The sequence below is a fragment of the Streptomyces sp. NPDC001868 genome (genome assembly GCF_040297125.1).
In the GTDB taxonomy this organism is placed as follows: Bacteria; Actinomycetota; Actinomycetes; order Streptomycetales; family Streptomycetaceae; genus Streptomyces.
In genome coordinates this window covers 19,000-36,415 of sequence record NZ_JBEOYO010000040.1, presented here as the reverse complement: position 1 = coordinate 36,415, position 17,416 = coordinate 19,000, and the positions used below count along the sequence as shown (strand labels likewise).

16 protein-coding genes are annotated in these 17,416 nt (G+C 69.6%); 7 read left to right on the top strand and 9 right to left on the bottom strand.

Annotated elements, in window-relative coordinates; genetic code table 11:
* Positions 1 to 61: 61 nt before the first annotated feature.
* The 5 genes from ABT147_RS33890 to ABT147_RS33870 all read right to left on the bottom strand — a co-directional run bounded on the left by ABT147_RS33890 (position 62) and on the right by ABT147_RS33870 (position 4,773).
* Positions 62 to 919 (bottom strand): MaoC/PaaZ C-terminal domain-containing protein, encoded by an 858-nt coding sequence (locus ABT147_RS33890; RefSeq protein ID WP_351413400.1) that lies wholly within the window; start codon positions 917 to 919, stop codon positions 62 to 64.
* Positions 920 to 921: 2 nt separating this feature from the next.
* Entirely contained in the window at positions 922 to 1,824 is a 903-nt protein-coding gene (locus ABT147_RS33885) for an SDR family NAD(P)-dependent oxidoreductase (RefSeq protein ID WP_351413398.1), read from the bottom strand.
* A 39-nt stretch (positions 1,825 to 1,863) separates the two neighbouring features.
* Positions 1,864 to 3,120, bottom strand: a complete 1,257-nt coding sequence (locus tag ABT147_RS33880; protein WP_351413396.1) for a cytochrome P450 — start codon at positions 3,118 to 3,120, stop codon at positions 1,864 to 1,866.
* Positions 3,117 to 4,376 (bottom strand): NAD(P)/FAD-dependent oxidoreductase, encoded by a 1,260-nt coding sequence (locus ABT147_RS33875; RefSeq protein ID WP_351413394.1) that lies wholly within the window; start codon positions 4,374 to 4,376, stop codon positions 3,117 to 3,119. Before ABT147_RS33875 ends, ABT147_RS33880 begins: the two co-directional genes overlap by 4 nt.
* 193 nt (positions 4,377 to 4,569) lie before the next feature.
* The gene (locus ABT147_RS33870; protein ID WP_351413391.1) at positions 4,570 to 4,773 is read right to left on the bottom strand and encodes a ferredoxin; all 204 of its coding nucleotides are present in this window, start codon (positions 4,771 to 4,773) and stop codon (positions 4,570 to 4,572) included.
* A 258-nt stretch (positions 4,774 to 5,031) separates the two neighbouring features.
* On the opposite strand from ABT147_RS33870, the gene ABT147_RS33865 reads away from it, so the two are divergent.
* The 3 genes from ABT147_RS33865 to ABT147_RS33855 are packed head-to-tail and all read left to right on the top strand — an operon-like array spanning position 5,032 to position 8,758.
* A complete protein-coding gene (locus ABT147_RS33865) occupies positions 5,032 to 7,179 on the top strand; it encodes a CoA transferase (RefSeq protein WP_351413389.1) in 2,148 nt (715 codons plus the stop codon).
* A 17-nt stretch (positions 7,180 to 7,196) separates the two neighbouring features.
* The gene (locus ABT147_RS33860) at positions 7,197 to 7,619 is read left to right on the top strand and encodes a Zn-ribbon domain-containing OB-fold protein (protein ID WP_351413387.1); all 423 of its coding nucleotides are present in this window, start codon (positions 7,197 to 7,199) and stop codon (positions 7,617 to 7,619) included.
* Complete coding sequence (locus ABT147_RS33855; RefSeq protein ID WP_351413384.1) at positions 7,616 to 8,758, top strand: thiolase C-terminal domain-containing protein; 1,143 nt, start codon at positions 7,616 to 7,618, stop codon at positions 8,756 to 8,758. The genes ABT147_RS33860 and ABT147_RS33855 overlap by 4 nt, the downstream gene beginning before the upstream one ends.
* A gap of 117 nt (positions 8,759 to 8,875) precedes the next feature.
* Here the strand turns inward: ABT147_RS33855 and ABT147_RS33850 are convergent, their stop codons facing one another.
* From ABT147_RS33850 to ABT147_RS33835, 4 genes are all read right to left on the bottom strand, one after another.
* The gene (locus ABT147_RS33850) at positions 8,876 to 10,330 is read right to left on the bottom strand and encodes a DHA2 family efflux MFS transporter permease subunit (RefSeq protein ID WP_351413382.1); all 1,455 of its coding nucleotides are present in this window, start codon (positions 10,328 to 10,330) and stop codon (positions 8,876 to 8,878) included.
* A 170-nt stretch (positions 10,331 to 10,500) separates the two neighbouring features.
* Positions 10,501 to 11,406, bottom strand: coding sequence for an NADP-dependent oxidoreductase (locus ABT147_RS33845; protein WP_351413380.1), 906 nt, complete (start codon positions 11,404 to 11,406; stop codon positions 10,501 to 10,503).
* A gap of 341 nt (positions 11,407 to 11,747) precedes the next feature.
* On the bottom strand, positions 11,748 to 11,873 hold the full coding sequence (locus tag ABT147_RS33840) for a hypothetical protein (RefSeq protein WP_351413378.1): 126 nt from the start codon (positions 11,871 to 11,873) through the stop codon (positions 11,748 to 11,750).
* A gap of 451 nt (positions 11,874 to 12,324) precedes the next feature.
* Positions 12,325 to 13,014 (bottom strand): GntR family transcriptional regulator, encoded by a 690-nt coding sequence (locus ABT147_RS33835; RefSeq protein ID WP_351413375.1) that lies wholly within the window; start codon positions 13,012 to 13,014, stop codon positions 12,325 to 12,327.
* A 207-nt stretch (positions 13,015 to 13,221) separates the two neighbouring features.
* Between ABT147_RS33835 and ABT147_RS33830 the strand changes: the two genes are divergently transcribed.
* From ABT147_RS33830 to ABT147_RS33815, 4 genes are read left to right on the top strand one after another with little or no spacing between them, the layout of a single operon-like run.
* On the top strand, positions 13,222 to 14,574 hold the full coding sequence (locus ABT147_RS33830; protein ID WP_351413374.1) for an MFS transporter: 1,353 nt from the start codon (positions 13,222 to 13,224) through the stop codon (positions 14,572 to 14,574).
* Between the two features lie 39 nt (positions 14,575 to 14,613).
* Positions 14,614 to 15,513, top strand: coding sequence for a transketolase (locus ABT147_RS33825; RefSeq protein WP_351413372.1), 900 nt, complete (start codon positions 14,614 to 14,616; stop codon positions 15,511 to 15,513).
* Positions 15,514 to 15,521: 8 nt separating this feature from the next.
* Complete coding sequence (locus ABT147_RS33820) at positions 15,522 to 16,526, top strand: transketolase family protein (protein ID WP_351413370.1); 1,005 nt, start codon at positions 15,522 to 15,524, stop codon at positions 16,524 to 16,526.
* A gap of 39 nt (positions 16,527 to 16,565) precedes the next feature.
* On the top strand, positions 16,566 to 17,333 hold the full coding sequence (locus ABT147_RS33815) for an SDR family NAD(P)-dependent oxidoreductase (RefSeq protein ID WP_351413367.1): 768 nt from the start codon (positions 16,566 to 16,568) through the stop codon (positions 17,331 to 17,333).
* Positions 17,334 to 17,416 lie beyond the last annotated feature (83 nt).

Here is a 17,416-nt window from a genome sequence, read left to right as displayed (position 1 = left end):
CCACCACCTGGCCGAACCGATCGACGGCATTCTACTCCCGCGGGGTTCCCGCCCCGGGAAGTCAGCCGGTGACGAACAGGCCGTCGGACAGAATCCGCTCCCCTCGTTGGTTGTCGACGACAAACGGATGCTCGGTACCGTCACCCCACACCGAGACGACGAGTTCGTCGCCGGGGTAGGTCGGCGCGGAGAACCGGCCACGGAGACTGCGGAAGGCGGCCGGGTCACCGTCGGCGAGCTCGTTCAGCAGCAGCCGCCCGACGATCCCGTAGGAACACAGGCCGTGCAGGATCGGCCGGGAGAATCCCGCCGCACGGGCGTAGGCCGGATCGGAATGCAGCGGATTGGTATCACCGGTCAGCCGGTACAGCAGTGCCTGGTCCAGGCGCGTGGTGACCTCCAGCGTGCGGTCCGGCTTGGCCTCGGGTGGGGCGCTGCCGCCGCGCGGTCCCCGCTCGCCGCCCCAGCCGCCGTAGCCACGGAAGAACAGGGACTGGCGGGAGGCGACGTAGGCCTCGCCGGTCACCGCGTCGGCGGTGACGGCCTCCGTTTCGACCACGGCGGCCTTGCCCTTGTCCCAGACCGCGGTGACTCGCCCCGATGTGGTCACCTCCGCCGACGCCGGCAACTCCCGGTGCTGCTCGACCTGTTGGGTGCCGTGCAGCATCCGCGCGAGGTCCACGCCGTCGAGCTCCTCGATGAGGCCGCCGACGCCGACCCGGCAGCCCTCGATGACGCCGAAGGTCGGCAGTACCCGCTGGGTGACCCCGGCGGTGTTCTCCGTGGTGAACTGCAGTTCTCTCGCGGGATCGTCCCCTCCCGCGCCCACGGCCAGAGCGTAGAGACGGGTGTCCCGGCCGGTCCAACTTCCCTGTACGGCACGCAGTGCGCGGCCGACGATCCGGTCGTTGATCGGCATGGTCAGCTCGCCGGTGCCGGTTGCGGGATGCCGGGGATGAACCCGGGATCGTGCTGGTCGGGCCAGCCGCGCAGTGCGGCCGCCACCGATTCGACGGTCCAGTTCTCGTCGGCGGAGGCGGACTCGGCCGGCGTCCAGCCCGTGTAACGGTGGATCTGGCGTCCGAACACCCCGTACACCTGGGCGTTGGACGTGCACTCCGGGCTGAGCAGCCACGCGACGAGGGGCGAGACATGGGACGGTGCGAGCGCGTCGTCCGGCGCCGAATCCATGGGGTTGCCGCCGTTGAGGCTGCCCGTGGTCAGACGTGTTTTGGCCAGCGGCGAGATCGCGTTGACCCGGACTCCGTACCGGTCGAGCTCGCGGGAGGCGGAAATGGTCATCAGCGCGATGGCCGCCTTGGCGGCTCCGTAGTTGACCTGTCCGACGTTGCCGTGGAGTCCGGAGATCGCGGTCGTGGTGACCACGGAGGCGTCGACCTTCTCGCCTGCCTTGTGCCGGCCGCGCCAGTACTCGGCCGCGTGCCGCAGGAGGTAGAAGGTGCCGTACTGGTGGACCTTGATGATGTCGTCCCACTCGGCCTCGGACATGTTGACCAGCATGCGGTCACGCAGGAACCCCGCGTTGCACACGACGCCGTCGAGCCGGCCGAAGGTCGATATCGCGGTCTGCACGATCTGGGCCGCCGAGTCCCAGGTGGTCACCGAGTTGCCGTCGGCGACTGCCTGGCCGCCGAGTGCCTTGATCTCGTCGACGACGTCGTGTGCGGGTCCCTTGCCGTCCTCGTCGAGGTCGTTCACGACGACGGACGCTCCCTCGCGGGCGAGCAGGAGCGCGTGTTCCCGGCCGAGCCCTCGCCCGGATCCGGTCACGACGATGACACGGCCTGCGAAACTGCTTGACATGGATTTCCTCTCGTAGGGGTCGTCGGAGTCGCGGGGGACTCACTCGGCGTAGAGCTGGACGGGCAGGTACTTGATGCCGTGGAAGAAGTTGCTCTCGTTGAACACCGCCTCACCAGTGACGCGGTAGTCGGGGAACCGCTGCAGCAGCTCCTCGAACATGACCCGCAGCTGCAGGCGCGCCAGCGGGGCGCCGAGGCAGAAGTGCGGGCCGCCGCCGCCGAAGGCCAGGTGCTCGTTCGGCCGGCGGTGGATGTCGAACCGGTCCGGGTCGGGGAAGACGCTGGGGTCACGGTTGGCGGCGCTGTAGTAAATGAGGACCCAGTCGCCCTTGGCGATGCGCTTGCCACCGATCACCGTGTCCTGGGTCGCGGTCCTGCGGAAGTGAGTCACGACGGTTCCCCAGCGGAGCATCTCCTCGACGGCTGTCCTGATGAGCTTCGGGTTCTCGATCAGTTCGCGTCGCTGGTCGGGGTGTTCGGCCAGAGCCCGGACGCCGGCGGTGGTGGTGTTGCGGGTCGTTTCGTTGCCCGCGGTCGCGAGAATGAAGAACGACTCCCGCTGCTGCTGCCAGTTGAGCCGTTCTCCTTCGATCTCGGCGCCCATCAGCTTGGACACCAGATCCTCGGTGGGCGACTCGGCCCGCTGCTGCTGCATGCGTTCCAGGTAGGCGAACATCTCCGCCACGGCCGCGGTGGCCTTCGCCGAGTGTCCGGTGCCCTTCTCGAAGTCGATGGACAGGTCGTCGAGATCGGAGACCGCGTCGGTCCACTCCGTCAGGAGGTGCTGGTCGCTCCGGGGGACGCCGAGTATGTCGCCGATGACGCGGATCGGCGTTTTCGCCGAGACCTCGTGCACGAAGTTGAACGGGTCGCGACGTCCGGCCACCTCGTCCAGCACAGCGACGGTGGTCGCCCGGATGTAGGGCTCGGATTCGCGGACCAGTTTCGCGGTGAACGCGGCGCTCACCAGCCCTCGCATCCACGCGTGGTATGGATCGTCGGCGCCGAGCATCGCGAACGTGTCGAACTCACCCATGGGGAGCTCAATAGCATTCTCCGATATTCCGTTGGCCGAGGAGAACAACTCCGGGTGGCGCGAGACGTGGACGATGTCCTCGTGCCGTGTCAGGACCCAGAACGGGTGGGGGGCGAAGGGATTCTTCGGGTCGGCCTTGTGCCAGTGGACCGGGTCGTGTTCGCGCAGGTAGTGCAGTGCCGGATGCGGGTCGCTGGTCCAGAGGCGGATGTCGGTGACGTCGATCTCGTCGACATCGGTGAACTGGGTGGTAGCGGTCATCGCACGGTCTCCTCGGCTCGGTGCGTCGCGTAACTGCGAAGATTGACGGTGGGGTCGGCCAGCAGTTCGCGGTCGATCGGTTCGCCGCGAAGGCCGGAAGGACTCAGCAGGCGTCTCGCCGCCAGGTGGTCGGCGGCCGCGTCGATCGATTCGGCAGCGACAAGAACCCCCTCACGCAGGTGGAACGCGGTGAACGGGCCGGCGTCCGGATCGCCGCGGGTCACGACCTCGTCGCCCTCGCCGACCAGCCCGGCGATGGTCAGACGCCGACCGGCCTGCTCGCTCCAGAACCACGGCACGGCGGCGTAGTCGCGGGCCTGTCCGTCCGCGAGCCAGGCGCCGATCGTGCGGCCTTGATCGGTCGCGTTCTGTACGGATTCCAGCCGCACCGACGAACTCATGGCGGGGTCGACGACGCGCGCGCAGTCGCCTGCCGCGGCGATATGCGGATCGACGGTCACCAGGTCCGGCCCGACGATGACCCCGTCGGTCGTCGGCAGTCCCGCGTCCGCCGCCAGCGAGACGTTCGGTCGCACTCCGACGGCGACGACCACCAGGTCCGCGCGTACCAACTGGCCGCCCCTGATGACCACTCCGCCGATGTGGCCACCGCGCCGGGTCGCCCAGGAGCGCACGGAGTCGTTGAGCCTGATGTCCACGCCGTCCCGCTCGTGCGCTCCTTCGAGGACTGCCGCGACCACACTCGACACGCTGCGGCCGAGGACGCGGCCTCCGGCCTCGATCACGGTGACGTGCTTGCCCAGCGCCCGCATCGTCGAGGCGACTTCGAGGCCGAGGAATCCGGCGCCCACGACCACCACATGGGTCGCGTCAACCGCCATGGCCCGCAGTCTGTTCGCGTCCTGGAGGTGGCGCAGCGTCATGACGCCCGGCGGCGGGGCGGGGACCGGAAGTTCGCGTGGCGTGGCACCCGTCGCCAGGAGCAGACGGTCGTAGCGCAGCCGTTCGCCGTCGGCCAGCAGCACTTCGCCGGCCGTCCGGTCGATGGCGGTCACCGGCACTCCCGTACGGATGTCGACGGCCGCCTCTTCGTAGAAGCGTGGGGGACGCAGCGCCAGCTGTTGGTCGTCCCGGCCGTCGCGGAGGTGCTCTTTGGACAGTGGCGGCCGTTGGTAGGGCGGGTGGGGCTCGGCTCCGACGACGACCAGCCGACCGTCGTATCCACGCTCCCGGGTCGAGGCCGCGGCTTGGACACCGGCCAGACCGGCACCCACGATGACGACCGTCTCCATCATGCCGCCCCTTCCGATGTTCAGGCCGCGTGGCTCGTCGCTGGTCCCCGCACTGGGACCCGCCAGTTTTAGAATTGAATCCTAGAATCTCACTCTGGTCAACCGTGGCGGGCTCCGGTTGCGCCAAGCACTGCCGCCACCGCGTCGTGGGCCGGCCGACAGGGGTCGACCGGCCCACTTCAGGCCCGTTCGCCCGTTATCCCGGAAGCACCCGGACCGCCTGGGCCGGGCAGATCCGCGCGGCGTACTCGGCCGACTCCCGATGCTCTTCGGCCGGTTCCTGGTCCGTGACCACGACGACGCCGTACTCGTCGTGACCGAACAGCGCCGGCGCCACCGCCGAGCACTGTTGAGCCGCGATGCACCGATCGGCGTCACCCTCGACGCGGTAGCTGCTCATCGGACTCCCGCATACCTCTGCCGCATGCAGGACACCCCCTTCCTTCACGAGTGTTCTCAGCTGGCGGCACTAGAGCGATGTTCTAGTACTGGTCCGACCGTAGCAGGTCAGAGACCCCATGCACCCCTGTTGACTGCCCCACTTGGGCATGCCAGTATCAGAGCGCGATTCTAGAAACTGGCGCAGCCGCGCGACAGCCGTCGCGTTCGCCGATCGGCCCGGCCGCCAGTCGACCCAAGGTCACCATGGAGGGCGCCAATGCTGCCGCTCGAAGGACTCCGCACTCTCGACCTCACCGACGGGCTGGCCGGCCGCCTCGCCGGCGGACTACTGGCGGACTTCGGCGCCGACGTCGTCCGGTTCGAGGCGCCCGGCGACGGTGCCACGCCGCCCCCCGAGTTCGTCTTCGCCGACCATGCCAAGACCGTCGGGCACCTGACGCCGGACGGCACCCCACCCGCCGATGAGCTCGCCCGCGCCGACGTCTGTTTCGTGGACCGTCCGGACCAGGTACCGGCCGAAGCCCATGACCGCCTGATCGTGGTCGTCACCCCGCCCTGCACACCCGACGGGACACCGTGGGCGGGCGGTAGGGAGTCGGCGGAACTGCTCCACGCCTACTTCGGATTCGCCGCCGTCCAGGCCTCGTACTCCGGCCGGCCGGTCGACCACGTGTACCCGTACATCACCATCGCCCAGGGCGTGTGGGCGGCGACGTGCGCGACGGCCGCGCTCCTGGAACGCGAGACCTCCGGACGCGGCCAGACCGTGGAGGTGAACGGGGTCCACGCGGCGAACATCTTCCTCGGCTACCTCTACGGGCGCGACGAGGGCTCCGCGGACCAGTCCCGCGCGATCGGACCCGGCGGACTCAACCCGCTGTACACGCGTTACCGGACCGCGGACGGCCGGTGGGTGTTCGTCGGCGCCCTGGGACCGAAGTTCGCCCGGGCCACACTGGAGACGACCGGTTCGCTCCACCTCCTGGACGACGACCGCATCCGCGGACGGCTCGACGCCCTGTGGGACATCTCCAATCACGCCTGGGTTCGCGCGCACTTCGCCGAGTACTTCGCGTCGAAGCCGGCCGACGACTGGATCGCCATCCTGGAAGCGGCCGACATCCCCTGCACGATCGTGCAGAGCCGGGAGGAGTGGTTCTCCGGGCCGCAAGTGGCGGCCACGGGCATGGTCCGGGAGATCGATCATCCACAGCTGGGGCGCGTGCGGATGCCGGGCGTGCCGGTCACCTCACTGCGGGAGCGCCGCGCCGAACCGCCGAAGCCGACGCCCACGGACGGACGCGGTCCGCTCGACGGCGTCCGGGTCACCTCGCTCGGCACTTTCGTCGCCGGCCCCTATGCCGCGGCGCTGCTGGCCGAGTTGGGCGCCGACGTCGTCAAGGTGGAGCCGCCGGTCGGCGATCCATGGCGGATGACCGGGTTCGTCTTCAACCGCGGTACCCGCAGCCTCGCCGTGGACCTGTCCACGGCCGCGGGCCGCGCCACGCTCGACGACGTCGTGCGCCGCAGCGATGTCGTCATGAACAACTTCCGGCTCGGCGTCATGGAACGCCTCGGGTACGGCTTCGACCGGTTGGCCTCGCTGAACCCGAGGGCGATCAGCGTCGGCGTGACCGCCTACGGCGAGAGCGGGCCACTGGCCCCACGACCGGGCTACGACACCGTCCTGCAGGCGGCGGGCGGAATCATGACCGCGCAGGGCGGCACCGGCGAGCCGGTTGTCCTGTCCCTGCCCGTCAACGACCACACAACCGCCGTGGTGGGGGCGTTCACCGCGGTGCTGGGCCTGCTCGACCGGGCCCGGTTCGGCGTGGTGCGCCAGTTGTCGACGTCACTGGCCGCGACGTCCGTCTTCCTGCAGCTGACCGCGCTGACCGACTACGCGGGCCGGCCCGCGCCCGCCACGGGCGGCGACGACTTCACCGGGCCGGACGAGACGAACCGCATCCATCCGACCAGCGACGGCTTCGTCCGCGTCCAGGCCGATCCCGGCACCGTCGACATCGCCCCCGCGACGCTCGCCTCCTCGCTGGCCGGCCGGACGACCGACGAGGCGCTCGCCTGGTGCGCGTCGCACCACATCGCGGCGGTGAAGGTACGCACGGCCGGCGAAGTGAGCGCCGATCCCTACCTTCACGAGCACGGTCTGATGCGGCGTGCCGTCAGCGTGTCGGGGACGGTCTACACCCAGCCCGGCCGGTTCGCGGGATTCTCCCGCACCCCCCAGAGCCCGCACCCCGACGCCCCGGGCCTGGGCGAGCACACACATGAGCTGCTCACCGAGATCGGCTACGCCCCCGACAGGATCCGCGCGTTGGCCGGCGAGGGCGTCGTCGTCACCGGTGAACCGCTCGACCTCCAGTTCAGCCCTCTCTACCGCTGACCGACCCAGAGGACATCATGCCCAAACCCCTGCGCAAGGCCCTGCCCGAACCCACGCCCGAGACCCAGCCGTTCTGGGACGCCGCCGCACGGGGCGAACTGCGCATCCAACGCTGCGTCACCACCGGCAAATTCTTCTTCTACCCCCGGCCCTGTTCGCCCTACGTCTTCGACGGAGAGGTGGAGTGGGTCACCGTGTCCGGCGACGCCACGCTGTACTCGTACAACATCAACCACCGTCCGGCACCGGGTTTCCAGGACGACGCGCCCTACGCGATCGCCGTCGTCGAACTCGCCGAGGGCCCCCGGATGATGACGAACATCGTCGGCATCGAGAACACACCCGAGAACCTGGTCCTGGACATGCCGCTCAAGGTCAGGTTCCAGGAACGCGACGGAATTGCCGTACCCGTGTTCGCGCCGGCGGAGGTGGCCGCATGAAGCCCGGTTCGATCGCGATCGTGGGAGCCGCGGAAAGCGACCGCCTCGGCGTCCTGCCGGAGCACTCCGCCCTCCACCTCAACCTCGAGTCGGCGCGCAACGCCCTGCACGACGCCGGACTGACCCCGGCGGACATCGACGGGGTGGCCAGCACCGGATTCCACGCCGGCGAGGTCGCCGACGCACTCGGGATCCGCACCCGCTGGGTCGACACCACCAGCGTCGGCGGATGCTCCTACTTCCTGCACGTCCGCCACGCCGCCGCCGCCATCACCGCGGGCATGGCCTCGGCCGTGCTGATCACACACGGCGAGTCCGGCCGGTCCCGGGTGGGAGAGGGGCGTCTGCAGTTCGCCGCCAGCAGCTCGCTGGGGCAGTTCGAAATGCCGTACGGGACCGCCGGCTTCGTCACGATGTTCACCGTGCCCGCGCTGCGGTTCATGAAGGAGTTCGGTGTCACCGACGAGCAGTTGGCCTCTGTCGCGGTCGCGCAGCGCAAGTGGGCCCATCCCAACGAGCGGGCGTTCCGCCGGGACCTCATCACCGTCGAGGACGTCCTCGCCTCGAAGATGATCGCGTACCCCTTCCACCAGGCCGAGTGCTGCGTGGTGACGGACGGCGGCGGCGCCCTCATCGTGACCTCCGCCGAGCGAGCCGCCGACCTCAAGTCACGGCCGGTGTACATCCTCGGCACCGGCGAGAGCAGTGCGCACTCGGCCGTGTCGCAGATGGAGGACTTCACCTCGTCGCGGGCCTTCCGCGACGCGAGCGCCGACGCCTTCCGCGAGGCCGGCGTCGGACCGGCCGACATCGACCACCTGATGGTCTACGACGCGTTCGCCCACGTCCCCCTGTACGGACTGCAGGACCTGGGCTTCGTCAAACCCGGCGAGGCAGCCGCGTTCGTAGCCGAGGGCAACACCGAACCGGGCGGCCGCCTGCCCATGAACACCAACGGCGGCGGCCTTTCGTACACGCACACCGGCATGTACGGGATGTTCGCCATCCAGGAAGCGGTACGGCAGGTGCGTGGCACCGCGGCCGTGCCCGTTCCCGACGTCGAACTGAGCTTCGCCCATGGCGTCGGCGGTATGTTCTCGACCGCGGCGTCGCTGGTCCTGGCACCCAGCCGACCCTGACGCCTGCCGCCGCTGACGCGGTGCCGGTCTTCATCGACCGGCACCGCGTTCGGCTGTCGGGCCCTGGGTCGCCTTCCTCGCGTCCGTGCCCGGGGAGCGTCGGTCGGCCCTCGGGAACTACTGTGCGGGACGCTCGGCCGCCGACTCGGCGGCACGGACCCGATGGATCTCGGCGGATCGCCGTGCTCCCGGAAGAAGCGTCGCCGCTGCGAGTCCGACGACAGCGACCCAGAAGGCCACCAGGAAGAGGTTGTTGAAAGCTTCCTGGGCGGCGTCGGCCGGGACGTCTTCCGCCGTGACGCTGCCCACCTGGGCCACCAGCAGCGCACCGAAGACGGCCACGCCCGCCGTGGCCGCGAACTGGCCGGTGAGGTTGGAGACGGCGCTGCCCTGGGCGACGTACCGCTGGGGAAGGCTGTTCATCGAAGCCACACTGACCGGCATGTTGGCCAGCCCGATGCCGCAGCCCTGGAGCACCAGGATGACGGCGATCTGAAGCGACGGGGTGTCGACGCGAAGGGTCGCGAGCATCCACATACTGCTGACGACGGCAACGAGTCCGCAGACCACCGGGGTTCGCGCACCCACCCGGTCGGTCAGCCATCCTCCGAGCGGACCGGTCACCGCCACGCCTATGGCCGACGGAGCGAGGAGCAGTCCGACGTACTGCGCGTCGAAGCCGCGTACCGTCTGCAGCTCCACGGCCAGAAAGTTCAGACGGGCGTACTGCGCCACGTTGATGAACGCGGTCACCAGCACTGTGAGGTTGAAGGTCCGGTTGCCGAACATCCGGAAGTCGATGAGCGGATCGCTGACCTTGAACGACCGCACCACGAGCCACAGGGAAAACACGACCACAGCCGCGACAAGGGCCCAGAGAACCGGGGACGTGCCGCCCAGCGCGGGGGCCTGCCGGATCGCGAGCACGGCAAGGACCGTGACCGCGGAGGCCAGACACCAGCCGAGCGCGTCGAATCGGCGCTGCTGCCGATAGCCGGACTTCGACAGCAGCACCAGGGCGAGGACGAACGCCAGGACCGCCAGCACCACGAAGACCACGAAGATCGACCGCCAGCCGATGGCGGTGACCAGCCAGCCGCCCACCGCGGGCCCCGCGGCCGGCGCCCCCGCGATGCCGACACCCCAGATACCCATCGCGGTGCCCCGCTTGTTCGGCGGAAACGCCTCCAGGACGATCGTCATGCCGACGGGGATCAACGCTCCACCGCCCACGCCCTGAACGAAACGGCCCGCGACCAGGAGCGGCATGTCGGGTGCCGACACGCAGAGGACCGAGCCGGCACCGAAGGCCGCGACGCAGGCCAGGTACGTCTTCCGCCGGCCGAAACGGTCGGCCACCCACCCCGTGGCCGGCAGTGCGAAAACGACGCCGACGAGATACACCGTCGCGACCCAGTCGACGTCGACACCCCCGCCCGTGGCGTCCAGGTCTGCCGCGATGTCCGGCAACGCCACACTGATGACCGTGATGTTGAGGATCGCGCAGTAGCCACCGACCAGGACGACCCACAGCGCCACCCAGGCCGACCTGGCGGCACGTACCGGACTCACTTCTGACAAAGGACGCCCCTACTCTCGACCCCCCAGCACCGTCTTAATCTAGAACAAGATACTAGAATATCATTCTGAAAGGCGGCGAGGCCGGGAAAGGCCGGGCGCTCGTAGGGGGCTGAGTCGGCTGGAGCAAGCGGAGTGCCCGCTACGGGCGCAGGATGGACTTCCTACGGGCGCAGGACGAGCTTGCCGCCGGGGTGGCCGGCTTCGCTCAGCTCCTGCGCCTTGGCCGCGTCGGCAAGCGGGAAGCCCTGGGCGATGCGGACGCTCAGCCGGCCGTCGGCGGCGAGGCGGGCGTAGTCGGTCAGCTGGGGACCGAACGCGCCGTCAGCGGAAATGAACGCGACGCCCCGCCCAAGGGCGGTGTGGTCGGCGACGGTGACAATGCGGTCGGTGGCGCCGCCGCGCAGCTCGATGGAGACGTCCACCACGCCGTACCCGGTGACGTCGTAGACGGCGTCGACGCCCTGCGGGGCCGCCGCCCGGACCCGGTCGGCGAGACCGTCGCCATAGGTGACGGGGAGGGCGCCGAGGTAGCGCAAGTAGTCGTGGTTGGCCTCGGAGGCGGTGCCGATGACGATGGCCCCGCGGGCCACGGCTTGCTGGACGCCGACGGAGCCGACCACGCTGGAGGCACCGTGCACCAGCACCGTCTCGCCCTTGGCCACCCCGATGGTGTCCAGCGCGCGTTCCGAGGTCCTGGTGGCCACGGGCAGCGCGGCGGCCGTCTCCCAGGCGAGGCCGGCCGGCTTGGGCGCGAAGTCCTCGGCCAGGGCGTACTGGGCGTAGGAGCCGGTGATGGTATAGCCCAGCACCTCGTCCCCTACCGCGACGCCGGCTACCCCCTCGCCGACCTCGTCGACGATGCCGGCAGCCTCCGACCCGGGGGTGACGGGGAAGGACGCGGGCAGGAAATCCCGCATGTAGCCGCGACGGAGCTTGAAATCGACGGGGTTCACGCCGCCGGCCATGACCTTCAGCCGTATCTGTCCCGGGCCGGCGTGCGGCTCCTCGACCTCCACGAGCCGCAGAACCTCCGGGCCGCCGTACTCCTCGTACTGGATCGCCTTCATGTCCACCCCTTCCATGCCATGCGTGCGCCACCGTTCAGGCGGCTCGTGAACAACGCCTCCACCCTCGGAACGCCCGGCTCTCCTCCGGCTGCCCTTCGGATGGTTCGGCCCGACCGGGAGGGCCCGGATGCGCTCTCCCGCCCCCCCGCCTGTTACATCTAGAACGAGATACTAGAATACAACTCTGACAGAGTGGCGAGGCCGGGAAAGGCCGGACGCATGGACAGCGACTCCGTGACCGACGCCGAACGACGTACCTCTCCCGCCGCCCGAACGGCAGAGCCGGAATCCGCGCAGGGCTGCGGCCAGTCGCGGCGCCCTCCAATGCACGGGAAGCAGCTTCAGAGCCGCATGGGCGCGAAGCACACACCCTGCCAGCCCCCAAGCGCGTGGCCGGCCGCGATGCGGACCACGCCGCCCGCCACCCACACCCGTTCCACCCGCACCGCATCGAGGTGCGGAGACATGATCCGTACGAAGTCATCACAGCCGCCGGCAGTGCCGCCGTCCGTGACAAAGCGTCACCGGCCCACGGTGGCATACCCCCGCTTCGCGGAAATCTTGCCAGGGCCACTTCAGCTCATACGCCGACAACCTGGCGCGAGCGGGCGAGGGAAGAGTGCGCCGAGCCGGCCCCGTGGGCACGGCCGGGACATCGACGACATCGGGGCGCCCGGCCGCAGGTCAGGTCACGCGCCGGAGCCCGTCCCGGCCGCGGGCTCCGGCCCCGTCACTCGCAGCTCGCCACCTTGTGCCGCAAGGCCGTTTCGGCGCGTGGACCGTTCCGTCGTACGCGGACGCCGGGCCGCGCGTCTCGATCGCCGTCGGCCGACGGGCAGACCGTGCCGGGCCGACGACTCCCCCGGACGCACCGCCACTGTGCGACGTCCTGTCACGTCGTCCCGAGTCAGTCCAGGATCAGGCGGTCTCCTGGGTGCCTTCGTGTTCGATGCCCAGCTGCTCGATCGCCGAGGTCATGTGCGCGTGCAGGATCTCCTGGGCCGCTGTCGCGTCTCCGCGTGCGATCGCGTCGGCGATGGGCGCGTGGGAGGCAGCGGACATGGCTACATCACGGCGTTCGCCTGCGGCGCTCATGATGACGACGCGCATGGGTCCCTCGAGTTGCCGCCAGGTCTTCAGGAGTATCGAGTTGCCGGACAGTTCACACAGCAGGAGATGGAAGCCGAGATCGGCCTCGACCTTCGCGGTCAGACCCGCGCCTGATTCGAAGGCGTCGTGGAGCCTTTCCAGGGCCTCGCGCAGGACTTCGGCCGCTTCCTGCCTACGCGGTGACGCGATGATCTGCGCCACCGCGAGCCCCTCCAGCGCTTCCCGGACCTGGAAGAGTTCCCGCACTTCGGTGGGGGTGAGCTGGGAAACGCGCAGCATGCCGCGCGCTCCGGCGGTGACGAGCCCTTCCTGCTGGAGGTGGCGCAGCGCTTCGCGTACCGTGCCGCGGCTCACCGACAGGTGCTCGGCGATCTCCACTTCTCCGAGGTGGTCGCCCGGGCGGTACTGGCCGGTGGTGATGGCCGTCCGCAGGGCCACGAGCGCCTGCTCCCGGAGGGTTTTCGAGCGGGTGAGACTGGAAAGCGCCTGACCGGACACGGTCGAACCCTCCTTCGACATCACAGAGCGATCATCTTAGCCCGCACAGCGGCCATCTGTTGACAGTCAGCAGTCTGCATCGATTCCCGCCGTGCGGGTTGACACGTCCTGTCGCCGGGCTCAGCATCGACTCTCGACTGTTAACAGTCGACAGCCAAGAGTGGCAGCCCGGGACGGCTGGCCCGCCTACGATCAAGGAGGATCGGCATGGCTGAGTTCAAGGCGCCGCAGCAGGCGGCGCAGGGGTCGCCGGAGCGTCTTCGAGTCGCCGTCGGATGCGGGGTCGGCGCGACCATCGAGACCTACGACTTCATCGGCTTCGGAACAGCCGCGGCCCTCTACTTCGGCGATGTGTTCTTCCCCGACTCCGACCCCCTGTCGGCCACCCTGCTGTCCTTCGCGACGTTGGGAATCGGCTTCGCCGCACGCCCGCTGGGCGGCATCGTCGCCGGTCACCTCGGGGACCGGATCGGCCGTAAGCCCGTACTGGTCGGTTCCCTTCTGCTGATGGGCATCGCGACCGTGCTGATCGGGTGTCTGCCGACCTATCAGATGGTCGGGATCTGGGCGCCGATCCTGCTGGTCGTCGTCCGCGTGATCCAGGGGCTCGCCTTCGGAGCCGAGTGGGGCGGCGCCATCCTGATGACCTTCGAGCACGCCCCGCGGCAACGGCGCGGCCTGTACACGGGCATCACGCAGGCCGGATTCCCGGTGGGGCTGCTGCTCGCCAACCTCGCCTTTCTGCTGAGCCGCCACACCCTGGACGACAACTGGGCCTGGCGCGTGCCGTTCCTGTTCAGCGCCGTCCTGATCGCGGTGGGCATCTTCATCCGCCTCAAGATCGACGAGTCGCCCCAGTTCGAGGAGCTCAAGGAGTCCGGCGAACTCGTCAAGAACCCGCTGCTGGAAGTGATCCGGGAGGACTGGCGCAACGTGCTGCGGGCGTTCTGTCTGCGGATCACGGAGACCGCCGGGTACGCCGTCTCGGTCACCTTCGTCCTGTCCTACCTGGACGACGACGAAGCGCCCGACGTCTCGGGCACCACCAGCCTCACCGCCCTGGTGACCGCAGCGGCCCTCGGTATCGCCGCCACCACGCTCTGGGCCCGTCTGTCGGACCGGGTCGGCCGCCGCCCGGTCTACCTCTTCGGCTGTGCGGTCAGCGTCGTATGGGGCATCCCCCTGTTCCTGCTCGTCAACACCGAAGCCGCGGCGCTCATCCTGATCGCCTTCGTGATCAGCTACGCCGTCTGCCAGAACTCGCTGGCCGGTGTGCAAGGAGCCTGGTTCTGCGAGCTGTTCGCCACCAAGACCCGCACCGCCGGAACCTCCCTGGCCTACCAGCTCTCCGCCGTGGTCTCCGGGTTCACTCCCCTGATCGCCACCGCGCTCTACTCCGCCACCGGATGGATCGGTCCCGCGGTTCTCTTCAGCTGCTACGGGGTGCTGGGCCTCGTGGCGACGCTGCTGACGCGCGAGACGTGGGGCGAGCACGAGCGCCGGGAAGCCGGCCGAGCCGTCACCGCATCCGCCGAACCCGCCCTGCCCGCCTCCCACTGACAGACACCGCCCACCGGCCAAGAGATGAGGATCAACGTGATGTCCACCCAGGCACCTGAGACAAGGGTGTCGTTCGCCCGGCGCGTCAGCGCCCTGAAGGACTCCGCCCACCGCATCCGCATGCACGCGCTGGACATGGGAGAGACCCAGGGCCAGGGCTACATCGGACAGGCGCTGGGCGTGGCCGACATCCTCGCCGTCGTCTACAAGGACGTCCTCAACCACCGCCCCGACGAGCCGGAATGGCCGCAGCGCGACCGGTTCCTGCTGTCGATAGGCCACTACGCCATCGCCCTGTACGCGGCACTCGCCGAGGCCGGCGTGCTCGACGCCGGCGAACTCGCCACCTACGGCAGCGACGACTCGCGCCTGCCCATGTCGGGCATGGCCTCCTACACCCCGGGCATGGAGATCTCCGGCGGCTCCCTGGGCCACGGCCTGGGTGTCGCCACCGGCATGGCGCTCGGCCTGCGCCACCAGGGCAGCGACGCGCATGTCTACAACCTGCTCTCCGACGGCGAGTTGGACGAGGGCTCCACCTGGGAGGCGGCGCTCGCCTGCGCCCACCACGGCCTGGACAACGTCACCGCCCTCGTCGACGTCAACGCCCTGCAGGCGGACGGCCCCACCAAGGGCGTGCTTCGCACCGAGCCGGTCACGGCCAAGTGGGAGGCGTTCGGCTGGCACGCGATCCGGGTCGACGGCAATGACGTCGAGGCGCTCGTAGCGGCCTTCGACAGCCTGCGCGAGCACCGCGGATCGCCGGCCGTGCTCATCTGCGACACCCGGATCGGATGCGGCGTACCGATGCTGGAGACGCGGGAGAAGGCGCACTTCATGCGCGTCGAAGAGCACGAATGGCAGCTCGCCCGCGACCAGCTGACGCAGCGTCATCGAGCGGGATCCGGCTCCGACCGCGCCAACACCCAGGGAAAGTGACCCGTTCGATGAACACCTCCACCCCGAGCCAGGCCCCGACGCGCAAGCTCACCACCTCCGCGATGATCGCCTCGATCGCCGAAGAGGGGCAGCGCACCACCAAGGCACCGTTCGGTCACGCGCTGGCCCGGCTCGCCGACGAACGCCCCGACGTGGTCGGGCTCTCGGCGGACCTGGCCAAGTACACCGACATGCATGTCTTCCGCGAGGCCCACCCCGACCGCTTCTTCCAGATGGGCATGGCGGAACAGGTGATGCTGGGCGCGGCCGCGGGGCTGGCCGAGGTGGGCCTGACCCCGTTCGCCTCCACCTACTCCGTCTTCGCCACCCGCCGCGCCTACGACTTCCTCTGCCTGGACATCGCCGAGCCGCAGCTGAACGTCAACGTCGTCGGCGCCCTTCCCGGCCTGACCACCGGCTACGGCCCCAGCCACCAGGCGACCGAGGACCTGGCCATCCTGCGTGGCATGCCCGGTCTGACGATCGTGGACCCCGCGGACTCGGTCGACATCGAACAGGCCGTCCCAGCACTGGCGGCCCACCCGGGCCCCACCTACATGCGGCTGCTGCGTGGAGCCGTGCCCACCGTCCTGGACGAGTACGACTACCGCTTCCGACTCGGCAAGGCGGCGGAGCTGCGTGGCGGACGCGACGTGCTGTTCATCTCCACCGGCCTGATGACCGTCCGTGCCCTGACCGCGGCCCAGGAACTCGCCCACGACCACGTGGACGTCGCCGTCCTCCACGTACCGACGATCAAACCGTTCGACCGCGAAACGGTACTGCGGGAGACCTCCAAGGGACGCCTCGTGGTGACCCTCGAGAACCACAGCGTAGTCGGAGGCCTCGCCGAGTCCGTGGCGTCCTGCCTGGCCTTCGCCCAGCAGACGGCCCACATCGTCCCGATCGGCCTCCCGGACGAGTTCCTCGCCGCGGGCGCACTGCCCACCCTCCACGACCGCTACGGCCTCTCCGTCGCCGCGATCAAGGAACGCGTCCGCCGCGAACTCTGATCCGTGTTCCTCCCTCTTCCCTCTGCTCAGGAGAACCGCATGTCCAGCGAGCACACCCCCCGTACGGCCGTCGTCACCGGTGCGGGCTCCCGTCGCGGCATCGGACGTGCCACCGCGCACGCTCTGGCCGCCGCCGGCTACCACATCGCCGTCCTCGACCTGGACAAGGAGGCCGCCGAGGACACCGCCCGGGAAGTCGCCGCCCGGCACGGGGTGCAAACCCTGGGACTTGCCGCAGACGTCACTGACGCCGACGCCGTCGACGCGGCGATCGGGGCGGTCGAAGCAGCCCTCCCGCCGATCGGTGTCCTCGTGAACAACGCGGGGATCACGTCCCCGACCCGCTTCCTCGACGTCACGCCCCCCGAGTGGGACAAGATCTTCGAGGTCAACGTCCGTGGGAGCTTCCTGGTCACCCACCGCGTGGCCGCCGGCATGGCCGAGCGCGGCTTCGGCCGCATCGTCTTCCTGTCGTCCGTCTCCGCCGAACGCGGCGGTGGCGTGTTCGGCGGAGTGGCCTACTCGGCCGCCAAGGCCGCCCTCCTCGGTTTCGCCCGCGCCCTCGCCCGCGAACTCGGCCCGTCCGGAGTCACCGTCAACTCCGTCGCCCCGGGCCTGATCGACACCGACATCACGCAGGGCAAGCTGGACGAGGAGCGCAAGGCGGCCATGATCGCGGACGTTCCCGTACGCCGCATCGGCGGTGTCGAGGACGTGGCCGACGTCATCGGCTTCCTCGCACGGCCCGAGTCGGGCTATCTCACCGGCGCGACGTACGACGTCAACGGCGGATCCCACATCCACTGAGGAAACCTCGGGCACCCCTGCCGACGGCACCCTCCCTCTGCGCGAACCAGTTCGGAGGGTGCCGACCGCTCGGCTCGTCACCG